The 22,383-nt window shown below is 40.9% G+C and carries 18 protein-coding genes, 2 tRNA genes and 1 pseudogene; 6 read left to right on the forward strand and 15 right to left on the reverse strand.

The window, feature by feature from the left end; genetic code table 11:
• The first annotated feature begins 220 nt into the window (after positions 1 to 220).
• Positions 221 to 1,876 carry a BCCT family transporter gene (locus AAEY88_RS07220; RefSeq protein ID WP_350560923.1) on the forward strand — a complete coding sequence of 552 codons (1,656 nt, stop codon included), beginning with the start codon at positions 221 to 223 and terminating at the stop codon, positions 1,874 to 1,876.
• 158 nt (positions 1,877 to 2,034) lie between these two features.
• Here AAEY88_RS07220 and AAEY88_RS07225 read toward each other — a convergent pair whose 3' ends face one another.
• From AAEY88_RS07225 to dnaQ, 8 genes are all read right to left on the reverse strand, one after another.
• On the reverse strand, positions 2,035 to 2,376 hold the full coding sequence (locus AAEY88_RS07225; protein ID WP_350560925.1) for a hypothetical protein: 342 nt from the start codon (positions 2,374 to 2,376) through the stop codon (positions 2,035 to 2,037).
• A gap of 267 nt (positions 2,377 to 2,643) precedes the next feature.
• Positions 2,644 to 3,030, reverse strand: a complete 387-nt coding sequence (locus AAEY88_RS07230; RefSeq protein WP_407074433.1) for a DUF3144 domain-containing protein — start codon at positions 3,028 to 3,030, stop codon at positions 2,644 to 2,646.
• Between the two features lie 212 nt (positions 3,031 to 3,242).
• A complete protein-coding gene (gene metK / locus AAEY88_RS07235) occupies positions 3,243 to 4,409 on the reverse strand; it encodes a methionine adenosyltransferase (protein ID WP_350560927.1) in 1,167 nt (388 codons plus the stop codon).
• A 397-nt stretch (positions 4,410 to 4,806) separates the two neighbouring features.
• Positions 4,807 to 5,502: an endonuclease III gene (gene nth / locus AAEY88_RS07240; RefSeq protein WP_350560929.1), complete on the reverse strand. Its 696-nt coding sequence runs from the start codon at positions 5,500 to 5,502 to the stop codon at positions 4,807 to 4,809.
• 224 nt (positions 5,503 to 5,726) lie between these two features.
• Positions 5,727 to 6,575 carry an RnfABCDGE type electron transport complex subunit B gene (locus AAEY88_RS07245; RefSeq protein WP_350560931.1) on the reverse strand — a complete coding sequence of 283 codons (849 nt, stop codon included), beginning with the start codon at positions 6,573 to 6,575 and terminating at the stop codon, positions 5,727 to 5,729.
• A 92-nt stretch (positions 6,576 to 6,667) separates the two neighbouring features.
• Positions 6,668 to 7,633, reverse strand: a complete 966-nt coding sequence (nudC, locus tag AAEY88_RS07250; RefSeq protein ID WP_350560933.1) for an NAD(+) diphosphatase — start codon at positions 7,631 to 7,633, stop codon at positions 6,668 to 6,670.
• Positions 7,634 to 7,725: 92 nt separating this feature from the next.
• Complete coding sequence (locus tag AAEY88_RS07255) at positions 7,726 to 9,408, reverse strand: hypothetical protein (RefSeq protein WP_350560935.1); 1,683 nt, start codon at positions 9,406 to 9,408, stop codon at positions 7,726 to 7,728.
• A gap of 37 nt (positions 9,409 to 9,445) precedes the next feature.
• Positions 9,446 to 11,056, reverse strand: a complete 1,611-nt coding sequence (dnaQ, locus tag AAEY88_RS07260; protein ID WP_350561101.1) for a DNA polymerase III subunit epsilon — start codon at positions 11,054 to 11,056, stop codon at positions 9,446 to 9,448.
• Positions 11,057 to 11,501: 445 nt separating this feature from the next.
• Here dnaQ and AAEY88_RS07265 point away from each other — a divergent pair, with 445 nt between their 5' ends.
• Positions 11,502 to 12,059 carry a hypothetical protein gene (locus tag AAEY88_RS07265; RefSeq protein WP_350560937.1) on the forward strand — a complete coding sequence of 186 codons (558 nt, stop codon included), beginning with the start codon at positions 11,502 to 11,504 and terminating at the stop codon, positions 12,057 to 12,059.
• A 67-nt stretch (positions 12,060 to 12,126) separates the two neighbouring features.
• Complete coding sequence (locus AAEY88_RS07270) at positions 12,127 to 12,432, forward strand: hypothetical protein (protein ID WP_350560939.1); 306 nt, start codon at positions 12,127 to 12,129, stop codon at positions 12,430 to 12,432.
• A gap of 159 nt (positions 12,433 to 12,591) precedes the next feature.
• On the opposite strand, the gene AAEY88_RS15835 is transcribed toward AAEY88_RS07270, so the two are convergent.
• Entirely contained in the window at positions 12,592 to 12,972 is a 381-nt protein-coding gene (locus tag AAEY88_RS15835; RefSeq protein WP_407074434.1) for a YkvA family protein, read from the reverse strand.
• A 287-nt stretch (positions 12,973 to 13,259) separates the two neighbouring features.
• On the opposite strand from AAEY88_RS15835, the gene AAEY88_RS07280 reads away from it, so the two are divergent.
• The gene (locus tag AAEY88_RS07280) at positions 13,260 to 14,564 is read left to right on the forward strand and encodes an LD-carboxypeptidase (RefSeq protein ID WP_350560941.1); all 1,305 of its coding nucleotides are present in this window, start codon (positions 13,260 to 13,262) and stop codon (positions 14,562 to 14,564) included.
• A 425-nt stretch (positions 14,565 to 14,989) separates the two neighbouring features.
• A complete protein-coding gene (locus AAEY88_RS07285; protein ID WP_350560943.1) occupies positions 14,990 to 16,171 on the forward strand; it encodes a hypothetical protein in 1,182 nt (393 codons plus the stop codon).
• A gap of 104 nt (positions 16,172 to 16,275) precedes the next feature.
• On the opposite strand, the pseudogene AAEY88_RS07290 reads toward AAEY88_RS07285, so the two are convergent.
• A pseudogene (locus AAEY88_RS07290) lies at positions 16,276 to 16,611 on the reverse strand (IS5/IS1182 family transposase); the annotation flags it as partial.
• A gap of 793 nt (positions 16,612 to 17,404) precedes the next feature.
• Here AAEY88_RS07290 and AAEY88_RS07295 point away from each other — a divergent pair.
• Positions 17,405 to 18,592 carry a sugar transporter gene (locus AAEY88_RS07295; protein WP_350560945.1) on the forward strand — a complete coding sequence of 396 codons (1,188 nt, stop codon included), beginning with the start codon at positions 17,405 to 17,407 and terminating at the stop codon, positions 18,590 to 18,592.
• Positions 18,593 to 19,194: 602 nt separating this feature from the next.
• On the opposite strand, the gene AAEY88_RS07300 is transcribed toward AAEY88_RS07295, so the two are convergent.
• The 5 genes from AAEY88_RS07300 to AAEY88_RS07320 form a co-directional block, all read right to left on the reverse strand.
• Positions 19,195 to 19,752, reverse strand: coding sequence for a hypothetical protein (locus AAEY88_RS07300; RefSeq protein WP_350560947.1), 558 nt, complete (start codon positions 19,750 to 19,752; stop codon positions 19,195 to 19,197).
• 1,025 nt (positions 19,753 to 20,777) lie between these two features.
• On the reverse strand, positions 20,778 to 21,200 hold the full coding sequence (locus tag AAEY88_RS07305) for a DUF1810 domain-containing protein (protein ID WP_350560949.1): 423 nt from the start codon (positions 21,198 to 21,200) through the stop codon (positions 20,778 to 20,780).
• 450 nt (positions 21,201 to 21,650) lie between these two features.
• Positions 21,651 to 21,737: transfer RNA gene (locus AAEY88_RS07310), tRNA-Leu, on the reverse strand.
• 125 nt (positions 21,738 to 21,862) lie between these two features.
• Positions 21,863 to 21,936: transfer RNA gene (locus tag AAEY88_RS07315), tRNA-Cys, on the reverse strand.
• A 287-nt stretch (positions 21,937 to 22,223) separates the two neighbouring features.
• Entirely contained in the window at positions 22,224 to 22,358 is a 135-nt protein-coding gene (locus AAEY88_RS07320) for a putative transporter small subunit (protein ID WP_350560951.1), read from the reverse strand.
• Between the last annotated feature and the right edge of the window lie 25 nt (positions 22,359 to 22,383).

Raw genomic sequence — 22,383 nt, forward strand, 5'->3', positions numbered from 1 at the left:
TCAATGCTTGGTGATTAACCAAGTAGGTTCTGTTTAAATTGTGCTTATTAATGGGTTTTTTATCAAGAGATAACGTCTAAAATTATTGTAATAATAATCCTTAAGGCAGCAGGTTGCCTTGAGGATTTTTTTGTTTTCAACACTGGAAGGTATCTAATAAAATTTGATAGTTACTAAATATCTTGTTAAGGTGAGCGTCCTAAAAAATTGAGATTAGTAAATGGACCATGTGAAAGTTGGCCGATTGGGCCCTTTTCCGCGGGTAAGTAAACCTGTATTTTTATCCTCAGCAATTTTAATTGTCGCGTTTATTATCTTTGGCGCCTTTTTTAATGAGCTGGCGAATGAAGTATTCGGTCAGATGAAGTCGTTTATTTCTCATCGTTTTGGCTGGTTTTTTATTGTGGTGGTCAATTTAGCCTTGGTTATGAGTATTTACTTAATATTCAGTCGCTACGGTGATATCAGGCTTGGGCATCAAACAGAGAAGCCAGAATATAATCTAATTTCTTGGATTGGGATGCTATTCTCAGCCGGTATTGGTATTGGCTTGCTCTATTGGGGTACCGCTGAGCCGCTGCAACATTTTATGGCACCGCCACTCGGTGAGCCTGAAACCATTGCGGCTGCTAAGCAAGCGATGAATATCTCATTCTTACATTATGGTCTGCATGTGTGGGCCATCTATGGCATGGTGGCATTGGCATTGGCCTATTTTCACTATCGCCGTGGTCTGCCTTTGGCTATTCGCTCGACGTTATATCCCTTGATTGGTAAAAAGATATACGGCCCATGGGGTCATACGGTCGATACCTTAGCGGTATTTGGTACTATGTTTGGAGTGGTGACCACCTTAGGTCTTGGGGTACTACAGATTAACTCTGGCCTTGAGAGCTTATTTGGTATTCCCAATAATATTAGTGTGCAAATTATTCTGATTGCTTTTATCACCATGTTAGCAGGACTATCACTACTGATGGGGCTTGATAAAGGTATCAAACGCTTAAGTGATATCAATATTTTCTTTACTATCGTATTGTTAAGCTTTGTGATTATTTTAGGGCCAACGCAGTTTATCTTTAATAGCTTTGTGGAAAATATCGGTAATTATCTGCACCAGGTTATTCCATTAGGTCTCTGGACTGAGTCTTATGAAGGTAAAGACAATTGGCAGTCATCATGGACGATTTTTTATTGGGCATGGTGGATCAGCTGGTCACCTTTTGTCGGAGTATTCATCGCCCGTATTTCGCGTGGCCGTACCATTCGCGAGTTTATATTAGGTGTATTACTAATCCCTATTACCATTTTGTTTTTATGGTTTACGGCTTTTGGCGGTGCGGCGGTACATATGGAGTTGTTGGCGGCGGTTGATCCTAGTATGGCCAGCCCTGGTCTTGTCGAAGCGGTACAAGCGGACTATGGCAGTGCCATCTTCAAGTTAATGGAATTCTATCCTTTTGCTAAGCCCATAACTTTATTGATTATTGTGATGATTGTACTGTGGTTTGTGACCTCATCAGATTCAGCCAGCTTTGTAATCGACATGTTGACTTCAGGTGGTGATACCAATCCGCCAAAGATTCAACGTCTATTCTGGGCAGGTACTGAAGGTGTTATTGCTGCTGTGTTATTAGCAGCAGGTGGCTTAGGGGCGTTGCAAGCAGCATCTATTGTCTCAGGTTTTCCGTTTGCTATTGTGATAGTAGTGATGCTGTATTCCCTGCTGCGCGGCTTAAGTCGAGATCGCTTGATTCTATATCGCAACCAGCAATGGTTTATCACTGAAGAATCTGCAGAGCATAATTCAGCTAATGAGTTCCGTGATGAGCATCTATTGAAAGGCCCGCCGAAGCTTGACAAGCCTAATGAGTAAACCGGCTAATATTGGCTAGAAAACCGTTAATAATAACAACCCCATTCTATAATTAGGCTGGGGTTTTTTATGCAGGGTCAGCTATGTAATATATCTTACCCCGCCAATATGATAATAATCGAATTGAGTTAACACATTATACGGCTATTACAGGCAGTTTATGGGCATTGCCCTTTAACATAACCGACTGCCACAGTGGTGCCACACGCTGAGCAAGCGTTACCCGCAGTGCGGTAGCTGATTATTGAGTCAGTCTTCACTTTGACACAAACAGGGTCATATTGTGCCGTGCACATGGTTTGTTCAGGGTTATAAGGGGGGCATTTAGTAAAAGGATTATCGCTGGATACTTGGTAGTCAGTTGAGGGAGTATGAATAGGAGAGGTGTCGGGTGCGGCGATGTTCGGCATATTATTGCAGCCGGCCATTATCATTGTCAATGATAACCCGAGTAATGACAGGTACGACCGCCATGATGTCGATGAATTATTAATAAACATAAGATGTCCTTATTTATGAAAGTCATAACGTCCTGTTAGAATCACATGTAAACTCTAATCATACCGCATTTTTAGAGTTATAAAAGACAATAAAAGTAAGGCAGTCATTTTTCAATCACAAAAAAATAGCCTATCAATTAGATAGGCTATCAAGTAAACGGGCTCTCAATGCTTGAACTGTTATTGCTCAACGTAACTACTAGACATCAAAATAGTATGAAGAGTCGTTGATCGTTACGATGCCGACTAAGGCCGCTATTATAAAAACTAAGATTCTTTACTAATATTAATATACTTGTCAAAATTTTGTGCATAGTCAGCCAGGTTGTCGCTGAGCATTTGACGGTATTGCTTAACATAAAATTCAACAATGTCATCTTTTTCTTTAGCAAAGTCGTCACCTTTTACAAAGCCAATGGAGGCGACTGAGGCGCTATAACGTGCCGCTGCATAGAGTAGTGATGCGCCCACTTGACCTGAATGCGCCTCCTCACCCAACTGACTGTTGGCGACACCAATAATAGCATCAGCGCGTTGATAAAATGACTGCATTTCAGGAGTGATTTCAACGTTAGCATTAGTGGCTGTATCAGCGTTGTCGTTGAGGTTTAAGTTATTATCTTGCACGTTGGCTTGCGTATTATCTTGAGACATGAGCGACTCCTATTAAGGGTGTATAAATATCGGATTATAAAATTATTGCTGTTGTGGTAAATCGGTAATGGAGACTAACATTATAAGTGATGATATGAAAATTATGACTTAAAGTGACCAAGCGAAAAATTAAAGCCAGATTCCTATTCGAGCATTATATTGCTATGAAATCTGGCTTTAATACTTTCTTTATTACTAGCGACGATGAGCCGCTATAACCCAGCATCCGCTTTTAAAATTTCAGCTTTATCTGTTTTTTCCCATGTAAAGGCAGTCTCAGAACCTGGGCGACCAAAATGCCCAAAGGACGCAGTTTGCTGATACATAGGTTGTAATAGATTGAGCATGCGGGTGATGCCATAAGGACGCAGGTCAAAGTGAGTACGAATCAGACGAATAATTTCTCCATGGCTGATTTTGCTGGTACCAAAGGTATTGACCGAGATTGACGTCGGTTCAGCCACGCCAATGGCATAGCTAATCTGTACTTCACAGCGCTCAGCAATACCTGCTGCGACTAAATTTTTAGCCACATAACGTACAGCATAGGCAGCGCTACGGTCAACTTTAGAAGGGTCTTTACCACTAAAAGCACCGCCGCCATGACGTGCCATGCCGCCGTAAGTATCAACGATAATTTTACGTCCGGTAAGTCCAGCATCTCCAACTGGGCCTCCGATAACAAACTTACCGGTTGGATTAATATGATAGCGCGTGCCGGCGTGTAGTAGATCGGCAGGCAGTACATGCTTGATAATAGATTCCATTATCGCTTCTTGCAAATCAGTTTGGGAAATACTAGGGTCATGCTGTGTTGAGAGTACTACGGCATCAATGGCTACTGGACGGTTACCGTCATATTTTAGTGTTACTTGCGCTTTAGCATCGGGACGTAACCAAGGCAGCTCACCGGCACGGCGCAGCTCAGATTGACGTTCCATTAGGCGATGGGCAAACTCGATGGGCGCTGGCATTAATACCTCAGTTTCATTACTGGCATAGCCAAACATCAGACCTTGATCACCAGCGCCTTGTTCTTCAGGATTTTCACGATCGACACCTTGAGCAATTTCAGGGGATTGCTTACCAAGCATGTTAATAACCGCACAAGTTTCACCGTCAAAACCTAGGTCTGAATGGTGGTAGCCAATACCATTGACCGTATCACGGACGATACGTTCGATATCTATATTGGCCGTGGTTGATATTTCACCTGCGAGTACTACCGCGCCAGTTTTGACTAGGGTTTCACACGCCACGCGGGCCTGTAAGTCTTCACGTAAAATAGCATCAAGGACGGCATCTGAGATTTGGTCAGCCATTTTATCGGGATGACCTTCGCTTACGGATTCTGAAGTAAATAAGTTGTATTCACGCATAGTGGGATCGCTTAATTGAATCAATAAAGATAGGGAAAGCATGGCGGCTGGGCGCGGCTTTAATTAGTATTGGCCTTACGATTATTCGCTTGGCAGTTAACTGGTTTGACTTAAGTAATTGGTTTCATTTAATAATCGATACTGATAAAAAGTACGGCATTGAGTCTTGGCAGTTTTAGCATAAAACCATTAAGATAAAACTAATGCTCAGCTCCTACCCTTTATACGATTATAACCTTGTTATTGCCATGGTAATAACAAGGCAACATCAATATGAAAATGGTCTTATTCTACCCTGAAACGCCATAAAACTCTAGTGAGCAGAGCTTATGCTGCTATAAGTAATACTCAACAAAACGTTTGTTATTGTTAAACACCTATAAATTCGTTATAACCGTTAGCGTGCGACAAATGCAGCTTTGTCTTTAAACATACATTCTTCATAGACTGGACAAGCACCGCATTTAGGGGTGCGCGCTTGACAAGTATAGCGCCCATGTAAAATTAAATAATGGTGAGCATCCAGCATAAAATCTTCTGGAATACGTTCAAGCAGCTTTTGTTCGACGATCAAGACGTTTTTGCCTGTCGCCAGTCCTGTACGATTGCCCACCCGAAAGATATGGGTATCTACTGCCATTGTTGGCTGTCTAAAAGCTGTATTTAGTACTACATTGGCGGTCTTACGTCCAACGCCCGCGAGGGACTCTAAGTCTTGGCGATTATCAGGGACTTTACTATTAAACTTATCGATCAAATCGCGGCAAGTTTTAATAACGTTTTTAGCTTTGGCATTATATAAGCCGATATTTTTAATATACGGTTTCAATCCGTCTTCGTCCAATGCCCAAATAGCCTCAGGGGTATTGGCGACTGGATATAGCTGCTGAGTAGCAATATTAACACTCACATCAGTTGCTTGGGCGGAGAGTATTACTGCGATGAGTAGCTCAAAGTTACTGTGATACTGCAATTCAGTGACCGGCTCATCGATAGTAGCGGCCAGCTTTTCAAAAAATGGGCGTACGTCACGATTGGGTAGGCGGCGTGATGGCGGGGTATCGGCAGTTTTATGCTTAACAGTTTTACTCATGGCTTTAGGCTATCGTTGTTAACTATTGTTTTAAGGGGTTTTTAAGTGGTTTTCATTTTAAATAAGTGAGTTTTAACAGATTATAGTTCGTTTAAAATAAAAGAGAGTCGCTTATAACCATATGCTACTGGTATAAATTTTTCTGGCTTGCTGTTCACAAATGTGACAGAGGCTGCAAAAAATCCATCCCAGTAACACTGTATCTTTTCCAAACTGGTTTAACTTTATATTTGCGTAAGCTCTGCTTGCAGTGTTTCAAGTTCAGCTCGTTTTAATGCATTTTCACGCACGCTTAGTTGTTTTTCTAACTTTTTAATTTTACTGCGTAGTTTGGCGGCGGCAATGGTGTTTTTTGCTTGTTCGGCACTGATATCAAGCGTCTGGCTGGCAGCGTTATTGAGCTTGGCCTCGACCATACTGACCACTGGTCTTGCATTGCTACTGTCTGCAAGCTGGTCGCTGACCCGTTTAAGATGCGTATGATAACGCTGACGTAAATCGTTTTGTTCTTGTACGCGCTCAGGCAGCGATAGTTCACGCTCAATAGGTACCAGATCGATACAATCAACCGGGCAGGGTGCGATACACAGCTCACAGCCAGTGCATAAGTCGGTAAAAATAGTGTGCATATGCTTGCCAGTACCGACAATGGCATCGACTGGACAGGCCGGAATGCATTTCGTACAACCGATACAATCATCCTCACGAATAACGGCACGTACCTCATGGGGACGCTCAGTTATAGGGTCTAGCGGCCACTTTGAAGGCACCGTGATAAGTGGTGTCTTATGATCCTCTAAAGAGACAGTGTCTGAGCCAATGATAAGCGCAATTGCATCCGTAACCGGCTGACCACCGGGCACGCATTTATTATAGGGCTCATTATCCATAACAATGGCAGTAGCATAAGGTAAGCAGCCATCTGGATGCTCACAAAGACCGCACTGCGTTTGCGGCAAGCAGGCATCAATACGTGCAATTCGCTCTTGTGCGTCAGCGGGTAAGGTCTCTAGAGTCAACGTATCAAATAGTATCGGCAGATTCGTTAAACGGGCGTGGGCGTTACTGAGCATTTAATTAATGGCCTTAGAACTGGCGTAAAAAAGTGATAATAAATAAGAATACTTGTTAAGAGTATCTAGGATAAAAGCTAAGACAATAAAAATTAGAGTGACATGCCTTGTTCATTCATAATCTGGGCGATGAGATCATAAGCAATACTGCCTTTAAAAGGTATCTTTGGCAAGTTTGAGATATCAAAGAAGTCAGCATGCGACAGCTCATCTTCTTGTATTACAATCTCGCCGCCGGCATAAGACGCTCGAAAGCCCAGCATCAAATTAGAGGGAAATGGCCATGGCTGGCTGCTCACATAACGAATATTGGTTAAGCTGATACCTACTTCCTCGCCGACTTCACGTACCACGGCATGCTCCAAGCTTTCGCCCACTTCTACAAAGCCTGCAATCAACCCGTATTGTAACGGTAGACTTTGCTGTCCATAGCGATGATGATGGGCTAATAAAATCTGCATCTCACCTGTTTGTGGATTGGGACGGGTGATAGCTGTAATGACACAAGGCTGTACACGTGGATACTGACGCAAACGACAAACCTGACAGACCATCGCGCGCTCACCACATTTAGCAGTGCTAACAGGAGCACTACAGCGACTACAAAACTGCGTATCTGCCTGCCAGCGTAGCAGCTGAATGGCTTGGCTAATCTGAGCGGCAAGGGCAACGGGCAGTTGGGTAATCAGCTGCCGATAAGAAATAAAAGCAATATTAACTGCCTCATTAGAGAGAGTCGATAAGGTAGCCGTTATCTCACAGTCATCCGTTATCGTAGGTAGAGCAATGTGATTGTTTCTGGCGTAGTGATAAGTAATAGCACTGGTTGCTGGCAGGTTATTATTTTCTACAGTTGGCTCAGTCGCCACGTTATCTTCAGGGTACCAGTTGTTGGGTGCTAAGCTTGCCAGTAGCTCCACACGGCCTATCTGATAGATATCAGCTTCTGCTGTGCTATTTAACTTAATATCTGGAATGACAACTTGCAATGGCTGCCAGCCTTCTAATGTCTGGTGGCATAGGATAGTCTCGTTATTAAGTACAAAAGCGGTGGTCATAAATAGCTATCCAAAGCAGGTATTAGTTTGCTTAAAAGTGGTCAGTATTAAGCGGATCAAGTCACAATGCTTAGTAATAAGGGGCTAAACCATTAAGCGGCGCGCAGTTGGCTTAAGCTACGCTGAGCAATATCAAGTAACTGCTTACTCACAGGACGATTGTTCTCAAACCCATCCAAACGATAATCTACCGCCATCATCACATCAGCGATACAGGCGAGGGTATGATCATCAATACGCTGGTTAACTGCAAAGCGCGCTTGTATGTTAGTAGCCAGTTGGCCAAGTATGCTGGCAGCTGTGTGTAGCTGTAAAAAGCGTAACGCTCCAGCAACTTGACGCAGCATCTCTGGCATATTCTGACTATTTAGCAAATCTCGATCGCCCTCAGATAAATAGTCATTAATGGCTTTCTCCGCATCGGCAATCACGATACGACTTTCTTGTACTAAAGCGTCACGTGCCGTATTAAGCTGATGCCGTGAGATACGAGGGTTATTGGGAGGTAAGGAGACCGTACCTGGCGTGTGCATTTCTGCCATCGCAATTGAAGCGTTCTCCGCACTCATTAGTGCTAATAGCAGGTGATCAAAGTCATCAGGCGTTGGTGTTTGCCATTTTGCTACTGCATCAGCAGCAGTTTTGAGTGAAATAGCCGTATCTTTTAAGCCCAACAACTGTAATGTTAAGCTGAGTTCTGTAAGGTCAGCGGCTATCGAAGTTACTTGGATGACAATAGGATGAAGCATGTCACTTTGGGTATAACTATCCACTTTTTCTTTAATAGTGTTGATTTGATTTTGAATGATATTATTCAGAGTATCAGTAATGGCCCGATTTGGACCAAATAAAAAGCGCTTCATCTGTTCAAGCTGTGGCGACTTCATTTGATTAAGCGCATATTGTGCCCGTAGCTTTTGTGCTTGCTGATTGTCACGCTGGCAACCAAAACTGACTAAGTCAGCAAAACGTCTGTCCATTACTGGCAAGTAGTTATGAAATTGCTGCTCTAAGTAGATGAGACCATGTTTTTGACTGAGACTGAGTGGCAAAACCATTTTGATATCTGTAACGGCGGCCGCTGCCGCTTGCCAAAATAGGCTACTGGTATGCGCGGCGATTAATGCACAGGCAGCGCTCATGCCATCAAGTTTTTGCTGCGCCTCTGTTGTTAATAAATCGTCATTTTTAGTCAGCACTACCCCAAGACCACTGCGATAGGCCTTGGTCAATAATTCACTATCGAGATTAAGCTCACTAAGTGGCTGAAAGTTCTGTTCAGGATTGGCGATAATCACGCTGCTGCTACCAAAATCAGAAAAGTAATTAGCGTCGATAGCTTCTTGCTCGTTGTGGGTGTGCAATTTGTTGATAATAGGCAGTAGTAATGACGGCTCTACGGTTTCAGTTAACAGGACAAATGACACATAGCGATCAAGGGTCATAATGGCTTCTGATAAATCCATAATCAGCGCCGTATCCTTGTTATTACCGCTATTATAAAGATGTTGTAGACTATGAGCGATAGCAGTACTCAAAACCTGCCCCCCAGCTAACGCAACCAGCTTAAAAATACAAGACAGTTGATTAAGGACGCTAATAGAGTCCAATAATAGAGGCGCTTGAGCGCTGTTATCATTAAATTCGCTCAGATGACTCTCAGTCTCTTTGAGAGTCATTATAATCTCATTATGCAATAAATGTAGAGAAGGCAGATTAAAGTTAGTGACGCTAAGCGTTGGGACCGTTAAAATAGTGTGCTCAGACTGGCTCATAGTTATTTTCCCATGGCATACTGCTAACAATAATTGATCAATTTGACCATTGCGACATTTTAACTTGTATCTCAGGATACTCCTCTGCCAACGTCGCAAACCAGCTATGATTAGCAGTATTATCCTGTTTTGACTCTAATAATGAAGAAGCTAAATTGGCAAAAGTTGTGTGAGTAGCATGACCGCTATCAGTCTGACTGTCTTCTTCAATCGCTAACGCAACTTGACCGCCTGTCATGGTTAAATAGACTTCCGCTAAAATCTCAGAATCTAGTAAGGCTCCATGAAAAGTACGGTCTTGCTTACCAACATCTAAACGCCGTACTAGTGCATCAAGGGTGTTTTTTTGTCCCGGATATTGCTGCTTAGCCATTGCTAGCGAGTCCGTTACTTGTACCCGCTGGGCAAAGTCTGTCAGGCCTATTTTGCTGAACTCCATGGATAAAAAACTCATATCAAATGACGCATTATGAGCGATAATTTCTGCCCCATCCATAAAATCATACAGGGGTTGGGCGATTTGATCAAAGGTTGGCTTATCTGCCAAAAATGCCTCAGAGATACCGTGAATACGGATAACCACCTCGTCCATACCACGCTGCGGATTGATATATACATGCAGCTTCTCACCGGTAAATTTGCGGCCAATCATCTCAACGATACCGACTTCTATGATACGGTCACCTTTAAGTGCATCCAATCCTGTAGTCTCAGTATCCATGATCAGCTGTCGATTGGCTTCGTGACGATGAATGGGCTTTGGCAGTAACGGCCGAAAATGTGGATTGGCACGGCTGGTATCACCATCGAATTTTGGTATGTCCGTTGGCGCACTGCTGTTAGCTGTCAGGCTATGCGTTGTCGTAGCGTCTTGTGTCATGGTATCAGTACTCATTAGCGTTGTTACATCATGCTGATTGTTGTTTGTTTTAACAGAGTTTTGCTCAATAGTATTTGATTTAGCGTCATTTGGTTCAATCGCGCTTTGCTTAGTAGATAAGCAAGCTACGTTGACATCATCAACAGCCACATTAACAGTAATCGCCTCTAGTAAGGGCTCATCCCATTCATCATCCATCATATTCAAACCCAGTGGATCGTTTTTTAGCCAATCATCATCCGCTAATGTTAGAGCGTTGCTAGCCTTTATGGGCACTTTTTTTTTAGCGTTATCCGCATCAATAGATGCGGGTATCTGTTTACTGCTGGAGGTGACGCCAAGATTGGCCAATTCATCGGCCTTTTCATTACCGGGATGTCCAGCATGACCTTTAACCCAGTGCCAGTCAACGTCGCGTGCTTGGCGCAACCCATCAAGCTGCTGCCATAAATCTTGATTGGCAACTGGTTTTTTACTGGCGGTTTTCCAGCCACGTTTCTTCCAGTTGGCAATCCATTCGGTGATACCGTTTTTAACGTAGCTTGAGTCGGTCCATATTTCAATTTTTAACTCGCGTGGGCTGTGCTGTAATGCTTGAATGGCACCCATCAGCTCCATACGGTTATTGGTGGTTTCGGTATCACCGCCATACACATCCTGTGTGTGTCCATCGCTAAATATCAGATGCGCTCCCCAACCACCAGCGCCTGGATTGCCTTTACAAGCACCATCAGTATAAGCAACAGTGGCATCTGTCTTAGCTGCCATGGGATTAATAGCATTGTTCTTGGCTGCGAGTTGTGATGGCGTATAATTACTACAGTGACTATAATTATTAGAGTTATCTGACATAAAAGCTCATTGGACTAGTAGTTGACCTAATAAACGGCCTAATAAGGGATAAATATATGATAACACTGAGGGAATCATAAACGCTATTTAAGCGCTGACAATGCCTCGCATCAACGGTGTTTGATTATAGCAAATCTGCTATGAACATGGGCAATCGTGAGGTATAAAATAGCAAAACGACATATCAAGACAGAAACGGTTTAAATTTCTGTTAAAATAAATTTGCTAGGAAAGGCGATCCCTAGTTTAGACAAATTGATATGGGTATAAAATTGCTAACGATAACCTTTTTAGCCTAATGTTTTTGTTTATAATACCCTGAACCTACCCTTTTAACGCATTAACGCAGGATAACACTATCATGCTCTTACGCTCAGACGTTATTTGCAAAAAACTAACTTTATTGACGGTCTGTATCACTGCAAGCAGTGCGCTGTTTTTGGCAGGCTGTAATGATAGCAGTACCCAAGCGGTAGATAACAAGGCGACCAATACTGAGCCGGATTTATCTGTATTTGAAGGGTGCTATACGGTTAGTAGTGATGAGCCTGCCCAAATAAAAGTCAGTCAGCAAGAGGGGGCTTGGGTGATGCAAATGAAAGAGCCTGCTAGCGCCAATCGCGTTTGGGACACTCCTGAACCGTTAGAGGTGCTTGATAAAGCGCAAATCCCCAATTTTTTCTCTATTGACCCAGATAACGTTGATGCCTTGATTGCGCGTCCTGACCGTGTATTGGTCATGGCTCATGTCAAAACTGCCTATGCCAATATTGATCCACTACTGGATAGTGAGTATTTATCTTATATTTATAAGGGCGCGAATACGATTTATCGAGTAGATTGCGATGATATCAATACTGATATTTTAGCCAATCCACATGCCAATATTATTATTGATAATGTCGGCCCCAGTAGTTAGTCTAACTGTGACACAGAGTAGTTAGTATTTAATAACCCGTTATTCAGTAAATAAATGGTCAGACAATATGAATTTTTTAAGTTATGTGGTGTTAGGCGGATTCTCTTATGCAGCCGGTTGGGCGATACGCACCCGTGTGCTCGATAAACAACCAGCGCCAGAGCAGCCCTATAATTTAAAGCATCCCGCAATCTTGGGCTATTTGGCGGGTTTTTTTATTATTATGCTGATCATCTCATGGCTAATGGGGCGCTATTTGCTTGGGCACGTCGCCATTGATTTGCCATTTATTATTATCAATAGCATAGTAGCTACTTTTGTCTATTCCTTTGGCCTCAACCCAGAAAAAGCAAGTTACGATGTACCAGATTAAAAAGGTATGTATCAGTCAGTAAATAAAATATGTTAATACCCGCTAATATCCGCGTCATACGAGCAACGACCACTGATTAAAACCCTTGGTCGTTGCTTTTTTACTTATTTTTTTACCTATTACTGCTTTATACATAACAGGTTATTAGGCACTAATTATTCAGACATGGGTTTTTAAAGGCGTCTGGCTCTCTTTCCACACTTGATACTTTTTTAAGTCTTTTTCGACCATTTTCAAACAAAATGCAATAACTAAAGCGTCGTCAATATAGCCAACCACGGGGATGAAGTCTGGAATCATATCAATAGGATTTAGGATATAGACTAAACCGACGACCACCGCTGAAATAGTTTTATAGGGAATATTACGGTAATTGCCTTGATAGTAGTCTTTGACCAAACTTACGAGCAGCACGATGTCGGTAGTAAAGCGTTCAAGATGGGTACTTTCCTTTAGTTTTTCTTTGAGCTTTTCTTCCCCTTCAGTAATATATTCAAGGTCAGCATCCAGCATTTTTTTGTTAGGTTTGTTATCTTCCATTACTATTTTTCCTTATCCATGGTTAGTTAAGCAGCTCTTACTATAGCAAGGGCAGCTCTCGGTACCAAATGTTGTTATTTAGCAATTTGTTGTGCGCTGGTAGTTGAAATTAAGTAGGTAGTCATATTCTGACTTATAATCATGATTATTAAAACGATGATTATTAAAACGATGGCTATTGGTAGTTATTTTCAAAAGTAGACAGTGTAGATAGGATTTTAAGTTTAAATAATGGTATTAAGCTTTAGGTTTAATATCATTAAAATAAATTAAGGTAACGGCACCATATGCGCTCAATATCATTTACGTCACAGCAAACCCCATCAGATAAAAAACCAGCTAAAAATTTAAATAGAAACCTGAATAATGGTCTCGATCGTCGGCAGTTTTTGCGCCGAGTAGGGGCTAGTGCAGGCCTGGGTTTGCTTGCTACCCAAAGTATCGCCCATACATTGACGGGAGCTGACCCTAGCAATCATGATACCAATCGCGCGCAGTTGACTAAAGATGATTTTCCGATGTCATCAATTAAGGACGGACAGCTAGCACCAGCCATGTCATCTCAAGCAAACTGTATAGCTCCTAGTATTAAAACCTGTTTATTTGCCAGCTCTAATGTAGGCAATAATGATACGCGTAATCAATTGGCATTACAGCGCTTAGCCTGTGCCGGATTTAAAGTGGCTAATCCAGATATTACCAATCGTCAATATCTACGCTTTGCGGGTACCGATTGGCAGCGGGCGAGTGATCTACAGAATATAGCCACTGGCGCGATAGCAGCCCCTAAACTGCTGCTGGGCGTACGCGGTGGCTATGGTGCAATGCGTCTGCTGCCCATGATTAATTGGCAGACATTGGGGCGCATCATGCAAGAGCGCGGTACCATACTGGCTGGCTTTAGCGATGTCACTGCCATTCAGTGTGCGTTACTGGCCCAAGGCGGCATGAGCTCGCTTGCTGCACCGATGCTTTATAGCGAGTTTGGCAAAACCAAACCAGATAAGGTTAGCTGCCGTCAGTTTGCGAAAGCGCTCAGCAATCCTAATCTAAACATTGAAGTCCAAAGTGCAGATTTAACCAGCAAGCAGTTGCCCATGATTCTGGCCACTGATGATACTCAGACAATAACAGGCACTATTTGGGGTGGTAATTTAAGCGTGGTATCGGCGCTGGCAGGTAGTAAGTACCTGCCAAGTATTGACGGTGGAATCGTATTCTTAGAAGATGTTGGCGAGCAGCCTTATCGAATTGAGCGTATGTTGTATGATTTATATTTAGCAGGCGTGTTTAAAGGACAGCAAGCTATTGTGTTTGGGGCGTTATCTGGCACAGGTGAGGATGGCTACGATGCGCGTTATGATGTGGCAACGGTCATCCGTCAGTTGTATAAGCTGACAGGATTACCCATCTATAATGGTATGAGCTTCGGTCATATTGGTCAAAAACATAGCTTTCCACTGGGGGCGCGTTGTCAGATTAGCCCAAGCTTAAATATAAGTGCGTCCGATGGTTATCAATTAACCTTTGCGGATTATCCCACTATTGACGCAGATAGTATTAATGTCGAAGGATTGTGGCAAATGGCTTAACTTTATGTTGAATCAAAAATAAAGGTCTTGTAATGCTTTTTGGTTGGGCAGATTTTATTTACATTTTGCCTTACCAAGTACTAGCCATTTACCGTCATTAGCTATTTTCGCTATATTCATTATATATTTAATGCGCGTCCAGCTATGTCAAAGTTATGAGGTCAATACGTGACAGGCATATTCGGCAAAACTATCACCGCTTGAGCCCTGCCATTTTTTCAATATCTTAGTCAGACTCTATGATAAATAGGAACGCCTGTTCTGTCCTTTTCTTAAAAATATTCATTTCACTAGCACGTTGAAATATTATATTCAGCTGTATAAATATACATATATTATAGCTATAATATGTTTGTAGAATATATATTTGTAAATATAAATATAAATATACATCCTACTTCTATTAAATATAATGAGGTTAAAGTATGAGTTATGTCCCATCATTAAAAATAAAAAGTAATCTACCTACAGATGCAGCCCAAGAGATTTACGAATTAGCAATTTCATATAGAGAAGAAACAGAAAGCTCTAGAAAACTCGCTTCCTCTGTTGTTGAACGGCTCTCAGACCTCAAGCTATTTAGAATGGGATTACCAAAATTTTTAGGGGGATGGGAAGATAATCCTGTAGAAACCTTAAAAGTTTATGAACTATTGGCCAGTGCAGAAGCTTCTGTTGCTTGGATTGTTTGGAACAATCACTTCACTTGTACTTTTGGTCGTTATTTGGACGAGGCTAGTATGAAGGAGGTATATAGTAATCCATCTCATATTTATGCTAACTCAGCACGTCCCGAAGGTATCGCTAAGGTCGTTCCTGGAGGTTATATGGTGTCTGGTCAATGGACTTTGGTATCTGGCTCTGAGTTAGCTGATTGGTTTGTTCTACGCTGTTTAATTATATCAGAAGGCTCGCCTACAACACTGGGTCCAGGAGCAGATTTAAAATTACTTTTCATTCCAAAGAAAGATGTCAGAGTAGTTGATACCTGGAATGTGGGTGGATTAAACGGTACCGGCAGTCATGATATAGTAATAGAAGATGCTTTTGTAAAAGAGCAGTATGCTGTGAACTTTGATGGCCCAGTAGCCATTGATAATGCTTATAGTCGTTTACCTATTGGTTGTTTAAATGCCGCTGGTTGTGCGGCGATGGCGTTAGGTGTTTTAAAAGCGGCTACGGACGATTTACTTAAGATGTGTTTGGACAGAGTCACACCTGGAAAAAACCCGGATTTACGCGATCGAGCAACAGTGCAAGCTGCCATTGTCAAAAGTAAGACATTGTTAGCTTCTAGACGCTCACAATTACATAGTAGTGTTGCCACACTATGGGAAGAATCACAGAATAAAAACAGCTTTACAGATGAACAACTTGCTGATGTATGGGCCGCATCCTGTGAAGCTGCCAGAGAAGCAAGAGCTATGGTTTCTGAGATTTATGCGGTTGCAGGCACCTCTTCTTTATACAAAAAATATAAAATTGAGAGAACGCACAGAGATATTCATGCTATTTTACAACATGGAATTATTCAGCCACATTGGATGAATCAAGCAGGCATGGCTTATGTCGGACTAACACCAACTGCTCCAATGTTTAGAACATAAAAAGTGTATTCTCATAGTGGCTAAGCTATTGCTAAATAGACTTTCAACGTCTGATATATGCTCATAATATATGCTGAAAAAACTGTAGAAATAAGATTGGTGAATTAAAGCGTGTTGAACATTCCTAATTTTAGCCAAAGATAAGCGCAAGCAAGAGCAACCGTATTTTCATCATTTTGCTTGAGCTTATCGTACCTAATAGCCACCACCCTGAACTGTTTTAACTCAACAAAATCATTATCATCTAAGTGTTGTGCTTTGTACAAATGCCAGTTCATATGGTTGTTGGTTGACGTTGTATTCTGCTTTCGCAGGATATTATTATAGGCATCTGCATGTTTAATATGTGCTCGCAGCGCATCAGGGTCTTAACCTTTATCCGCAAATAAAATGCTCATCATTTTCGAATTCATCTCACCAACTAAGCTTGGTGCGACCTTAGTCTTACCCAGCTCTAATCAATGAGCGTTGTGCGAAACTTAGCGAACAGTATCTTTTTTGTATGAGGCCTTAAAGACAACTGCTTCGCTCTTTTTTTGCCGCTGTTTTATCACTAATATTTAACACGCCTTACTAAATATCAAAAGAGCCGACTAAGTCAGCTCTTTTTTTATGCTTTAACGGTGGGTAATCTCCGTCAGTCAAAATAGCATCGGATGATGTAAAAAAATGTGGAGCTTACTATGAGGAGAAATACTCTCAATCAAGCATAAGAAGCTAGTCATGGACAACCTAGATACAACGCAGCCTACGACCAAACAATATAATTACATTCCTCAGCTATAGTTAATACTAAATAAAGTAGATACGCTAACAGTTACGTGCAGCGGGTAAATTTTTTTGGCTTGCTGTGCGGCTATGCCACTCCAGAGGCTGCAAAAATTGCTACCAGCCATACTGTATCCGTTTTAAAGTGAATCGGCTATATTAAGTCTTAAAAATGCCATTCACTATACTGGGCTTAGCTGTCCGACCATTTACGAGATTATTAATGAGAACTCTAAACGCGATAATCCGAACTTTCTTAAGAAACAGTACTCTTTATAGCCATTATTAAATAGGCAGCTCAGATATAATTAGAGCATTTTATCCCGACTTAAGCGATAGCGCTGACCCGAGGGATGAGCGCTGTTATCAAAAACAACATAGATGACTATACCCTACAAGTTGTTATATCTATTTTCGGGCTAATTGTGCGGTATAAGCCCCTTTTTTTATTTTTTATTGGATTTTATGAAACACACTCTCGAGGCGGATTCAGATTCTCGCCGAACTCAATATTTTCGAGTTATCCTTATGGGCATCAGTGCATTCGTGGTGAATACCACAGAATTTGTTCCTGTGGCCTTGTTAAGTGATATTGCCCAAGATTTTTCAATCACCACGGCTGAAACGGGTTGGATGTTAACGCTTTATGCCTGGATCGTCGCGGCCATGTCATTACCGCTAATGCTGCTGACCGGTAAATTGGAGCGTAAGCGGTTGCTGCTGGCTTTGTTCGTGGTATTCATTGCCAGCCATGTATTGTCAGTTTTTGCGTGGAGTTTTCAAGTACTACTGATCAGTCGAGTTGGGATTGCTTTATCACATTCAATATTCTGGTCAATTACGGCTGCGATAATATTGCGCGTTGCCCCTGAAGGTAAAAAGGCGCTAGCGCTTAGTGTCCTTGCTACGGGTACATCATTAGCGATGGTGCTGGGTGTCCCAATAGGGCGATTGATTGGCCAATGGTTTGGCTGGCGAGCTACTTTTGGCAGTATTGGGGTAATTGCCTTTGTAGTGTTTATTCTACAAGCTAAGATGCTGCCAACCTTACCAAGTATGTTTGATGGGTCGGTCAAAAAAGTTCCAGAACTACTCAAAAACCCACTATTGGTCTGTCTGTATTTGTTCTGCTTTGTGGTTTTTACAGCACACTACGCTGCTTACTCTTATATCGAACCATACATGCGGCAGGTCGGCTCAATTAGTGAAAACTTGGCCACATTAGTGCTACTACTATTCGGCGCCGCCGGGCTGATTGGTAGTGTGATATTCAGTCGTTGGGGAGATAAATCCAACACGATGTTGATGTTGGTATCTACGATATTAATGTTGCTGTCTATGGTCACCTTGTTGTTGACAGTTAAATCAATATGGTTGCTTAGTATAAATGCATTGCTCTGGGGAGCAGCGCTGATGCTGCTTGTGATCTGCACCCAAGCCAAGGTCATTATGATTGATGACAAGGCCCAAGACGTAGTGATGTCGATGTTCTCTGGCATTATTAACTTAGGCATTGGCACCGGTGCCTTGCTCGGTGGCTATGCTGTCACCCATATCTCACTATCAAGCGTAGGATTTGTTGGTGCCGCCGTTGCTGGTGTGGCACTGCTACTCATGATATTTATGATCCAACGCTTTCCTGCCTTACGTTAAACGTTATGGTTGAATTTTTATCGTCAAATATCGATGTTAAATACGGATATGAGATGTAAGTACTCAAAGATATCAGCCGTGTAAGTAGGCTGGCATTTTTATTTTTTAAGGGACTGACCTATGCTGTTAAATCCATAGATCTCAACTTGGAATATTCTAACTGTTATTTAGTTGCGCAGCCTGATAGTAATAATTAAACCATATTTTTTTGGCTATTTCATGACCAAACCCTTTGGAATTCTAGTTTGGTTATACCCACAACAATTAAGTGCTCTATCTAGAATTATTGTATTCTGCATAATAAATAATACATCATCAATTTTATATATAATTATAAAACCATCTCCATGCTTATGATTTCAAGTTCTATTACAACATTATTATTAAAATACAGTAATCTATAATTCTTTTTACCTTGATAATCTTGTTTTATTTTTCTATATTATCTTGAAGTCTGATAGCTGCTGAAAATACAATTAATAATTTATTTTTGAAGGGTTATACCGTCATACCTAAACAGAAGATAATAAAAAATCCAGTGTTAGACATTTAGTTTAAACGTTTAACACTGGATCAATAGCACTATTTAGTTAAATTGATAATTAGCTTTCTAGTTGGTCTATCATGCCTTGGTACTTGTCTTTTTTATCAGCAATCTTGTTGCGTTCTGCTTCTGCATTAGCTACCAATTCTTTAGAGTCTTCTACTTTCTTATCAAAGGCTTCTAGTTCAGCGTCTATACCGTTTAAAAGCTTATTAAGTATCATTGCAGCCGCTTTTTCAGACACTTCATGCGTCATATCAGATGCTTCAGACTTAAACTCATCTTTAAGCTTAGCAGCCCATTGATAGATATTACCTATAGCCACACCATATCTATCTTCTTTGCCAGACTTATCTTCTTTGCCAGATTTATCTTCTTTGCCAGATTTATCTTCTTTACCAGATTTATCTTCTTTACCAGACTTATCTTCTTTACCAGATTTGTCTTCTTTGCCAGATTTGTCTTCTTTACCAGACTTATCTTCTTTGCCAGACTTATCTTCTTCAGACTTTACAGAATCACTTTTTAGAACTTCTACAGACGTTACAGCGTTGTTCTTAGTAGATTCTACTGAATCGTTTTCTATATGATTGTTATTAAAAGACTTATTTGACATGGTTTATAGCCCTCTTTATATTATTGTTTAGAATATGTTGACACTTAATACTAAGCCAGTACCATTTTTAATTCAGTATATTAATGTAAAGATATACCTAAAAATATTATTTTATCAAAATTCATATCTGATAGATCAAATTTAAAAAGCAACAATAATCACTTAAATGAGTTTTTATATCACTATCGCTATCTTTTCGAAAGCGCATTTTCTCGATTTAAGTGTTTCAAAGGTACGGCAACTCACTACGATAAGCTTAGAGCAAGCTATAAAACAGCTAAGATTTTAGCTTTCGTCTTTATCTGTTTGTCGCTAGCAATTTGTCACTGATTCATTAGTTTCCTCACTACCTCTAACCTCTGATATGTCAGTAGCTCCTGTTACATCTCCAGTAGTCGCTCTATCATTTGCTTCGCCAGCCGAATAAGCACTGTTTATCGTTATTGAAACCGTTCCTTTAGATTCCATATCTTAGGATTCAAGGCCGCTTTTATCAGCAAGATCTGTAGCGCCGTTGCCGCAATTTACTTCCATGACCTCATCTGATTTTGCATCAGTCTCTACTTTTTCACTACTACAAGTACTTACACCACACCAATAAGGGTAACTAAGAGTGCTGCCCATAACCCGGTTCATAATTGCTTATTTAGTACTATTTTTTTAACTCAACATTCTTAATGAAATTGATGTAAAAGCGTTATAGCGCTTTTTTTAGCGTCAAATTAGAATAGCACATACTTAATTTAAAGCATTACAGTTAGTAGGGTCTTTTTGTGTGTTTTTATTAACTACTCATTAAGGCTAACATAGGTAAAGGTATGGGGTACTATGAAGAATAGAGTAATCGTTAAAGAAATAAGCGACACTTTGTAGTTGTGTGCTTGCCAACAAAGAAGAAAGAGATTACTTAGGGCTCATACTCTGTTCAATGATGAACAATGGCTCAAGTTGTATCCCACGTTGCGACCAATCAATATATATGACAAGCCCCGTTTAAATGAGTCTATTAAAGAAATATCACTTCCTTATCGCTCTAAAATACTCATGGTTTTCGTGTCATACTTACCTACAAAGAACTGCTGCAAAAGCTGCTCAAAAATTGAGCCTTTATTGGCTGCTAAGGCAAATAAGGTTAGCGAAGAGTGCAACTTTAAGTTATCCGGTGTACCAAAAATATCTAAGGCACTTTTATCAGCGTGCTGCAAAAGTAACTCAGCACACTCTAATAATCGTAGACCAAGCACATCATGCTGCAAATATTCCTGTGCTTGCGCTAAGCTTTGTAGGGCAAAACGTCGGGCCATGACACTGTGTCCTAGCCCTTCAATCTGCGGGAAAATAAACCATATCCAGTGCGTTCGCTTTTTGCCCTGGGTCAGCTCTTTAATAACCAGTGGATAAATAGTACTTTGAGCTTGGATAAAACCTTTAAAAAAAGCTTCACTCATAATGCTCACCTTTTGCCACTTGCTGTTGCGCTGTAAAATACGTATTTAATGTGCCTATTTAGTTTCTTTTGTTCGTGTAAAATTTGCATTACCTGATGAGATAGGAGAATAACCATACCCTTATTTAACTCTATTGACCTTACCTTGACTATTCAATGGCCTTGACTACCACCTCCAGCCTTTAAGTCTAGATCAGTCCATTTCACATGCCTTATCCGTAAATGCAGCCCGTTCAAAATAGCTATATTCATAGGCACTTGACATAGAAGAGATAAAGACTAAAAGAGAGATAAAGACTAAAAGAGAGATAAATAAACTAATAGATAGCTTCGTAAATATCTTTAAATTTTCTACTTAAAGGATTTTTTAGAGTATATATGGCTATTAATCAACACACAAAAAAATACCGCTAACAATAAATCGTTAACGGTATTTTCTATACTACTATAATGGTACCCGGAGCCGGACTTGAACCGGCACGCTATTGCTAGCGAGGGATTTTAAATCCCTTGTGTCTACCAATTTCACCACCCGGGCAAAACTTGTATTATCTGTTCAGTAAACTATCAATTGATGATAGCTACTTACTGGATAACTGGTCGCTATTATAAGCAATTACGCTGATAATGCAAGCCAAAATTAACGTAATGTTAATAAATAATTGGAGGCTGGGGTCGGAATCGAACCGGCGTTAACGGAGTTGCAGTCCGCTGCATGACCACTCTGCCACCCAGCCAATCAAGGATGACCATATTAGCAAAAATATCTTAAATTACAAGTCATTTCTTCGCCAAAAACACTTAAAGTTACTTTATTTAGTATTATCATCGCATTTATGTCCTTATTGCCAGACGATTGGCTTAATACTCGCCATTTTATTAACCTGCTAGCTCTATATATCACGAACATACTAGATATCTTGATTGATGTTATTACCTAAAAATCATCACCAAGGCCTTGCTTGGTAATGTTGTGATGCTAGTAATAAGAGTTATCAAATAAATACCGAAGGCATTAAAAACGCTAAACGATGTCTTTATTATCACGCCGAGCTTTTTTAATATCGCGATAGGTCGCGGTGCAAATTAGTATCAACACCCCAAGCGTAATCGCTGGCCATACTAAAATATAAAACCCGTAGATAAAAATATTGTCCATATAAGCTCCTTATAGTTTTTGTTCG

Origin of the sequence: Psychrobacter sp. CAL346-MNA-CIBAN-0220, from assembly GCF_040309805.1 — a bacterium.
GTDB lineage: Bacteria > Pseudomonadota > Gammaproteobacteria > Pseudomonadales > Moraxellaceae > Psychrobacter.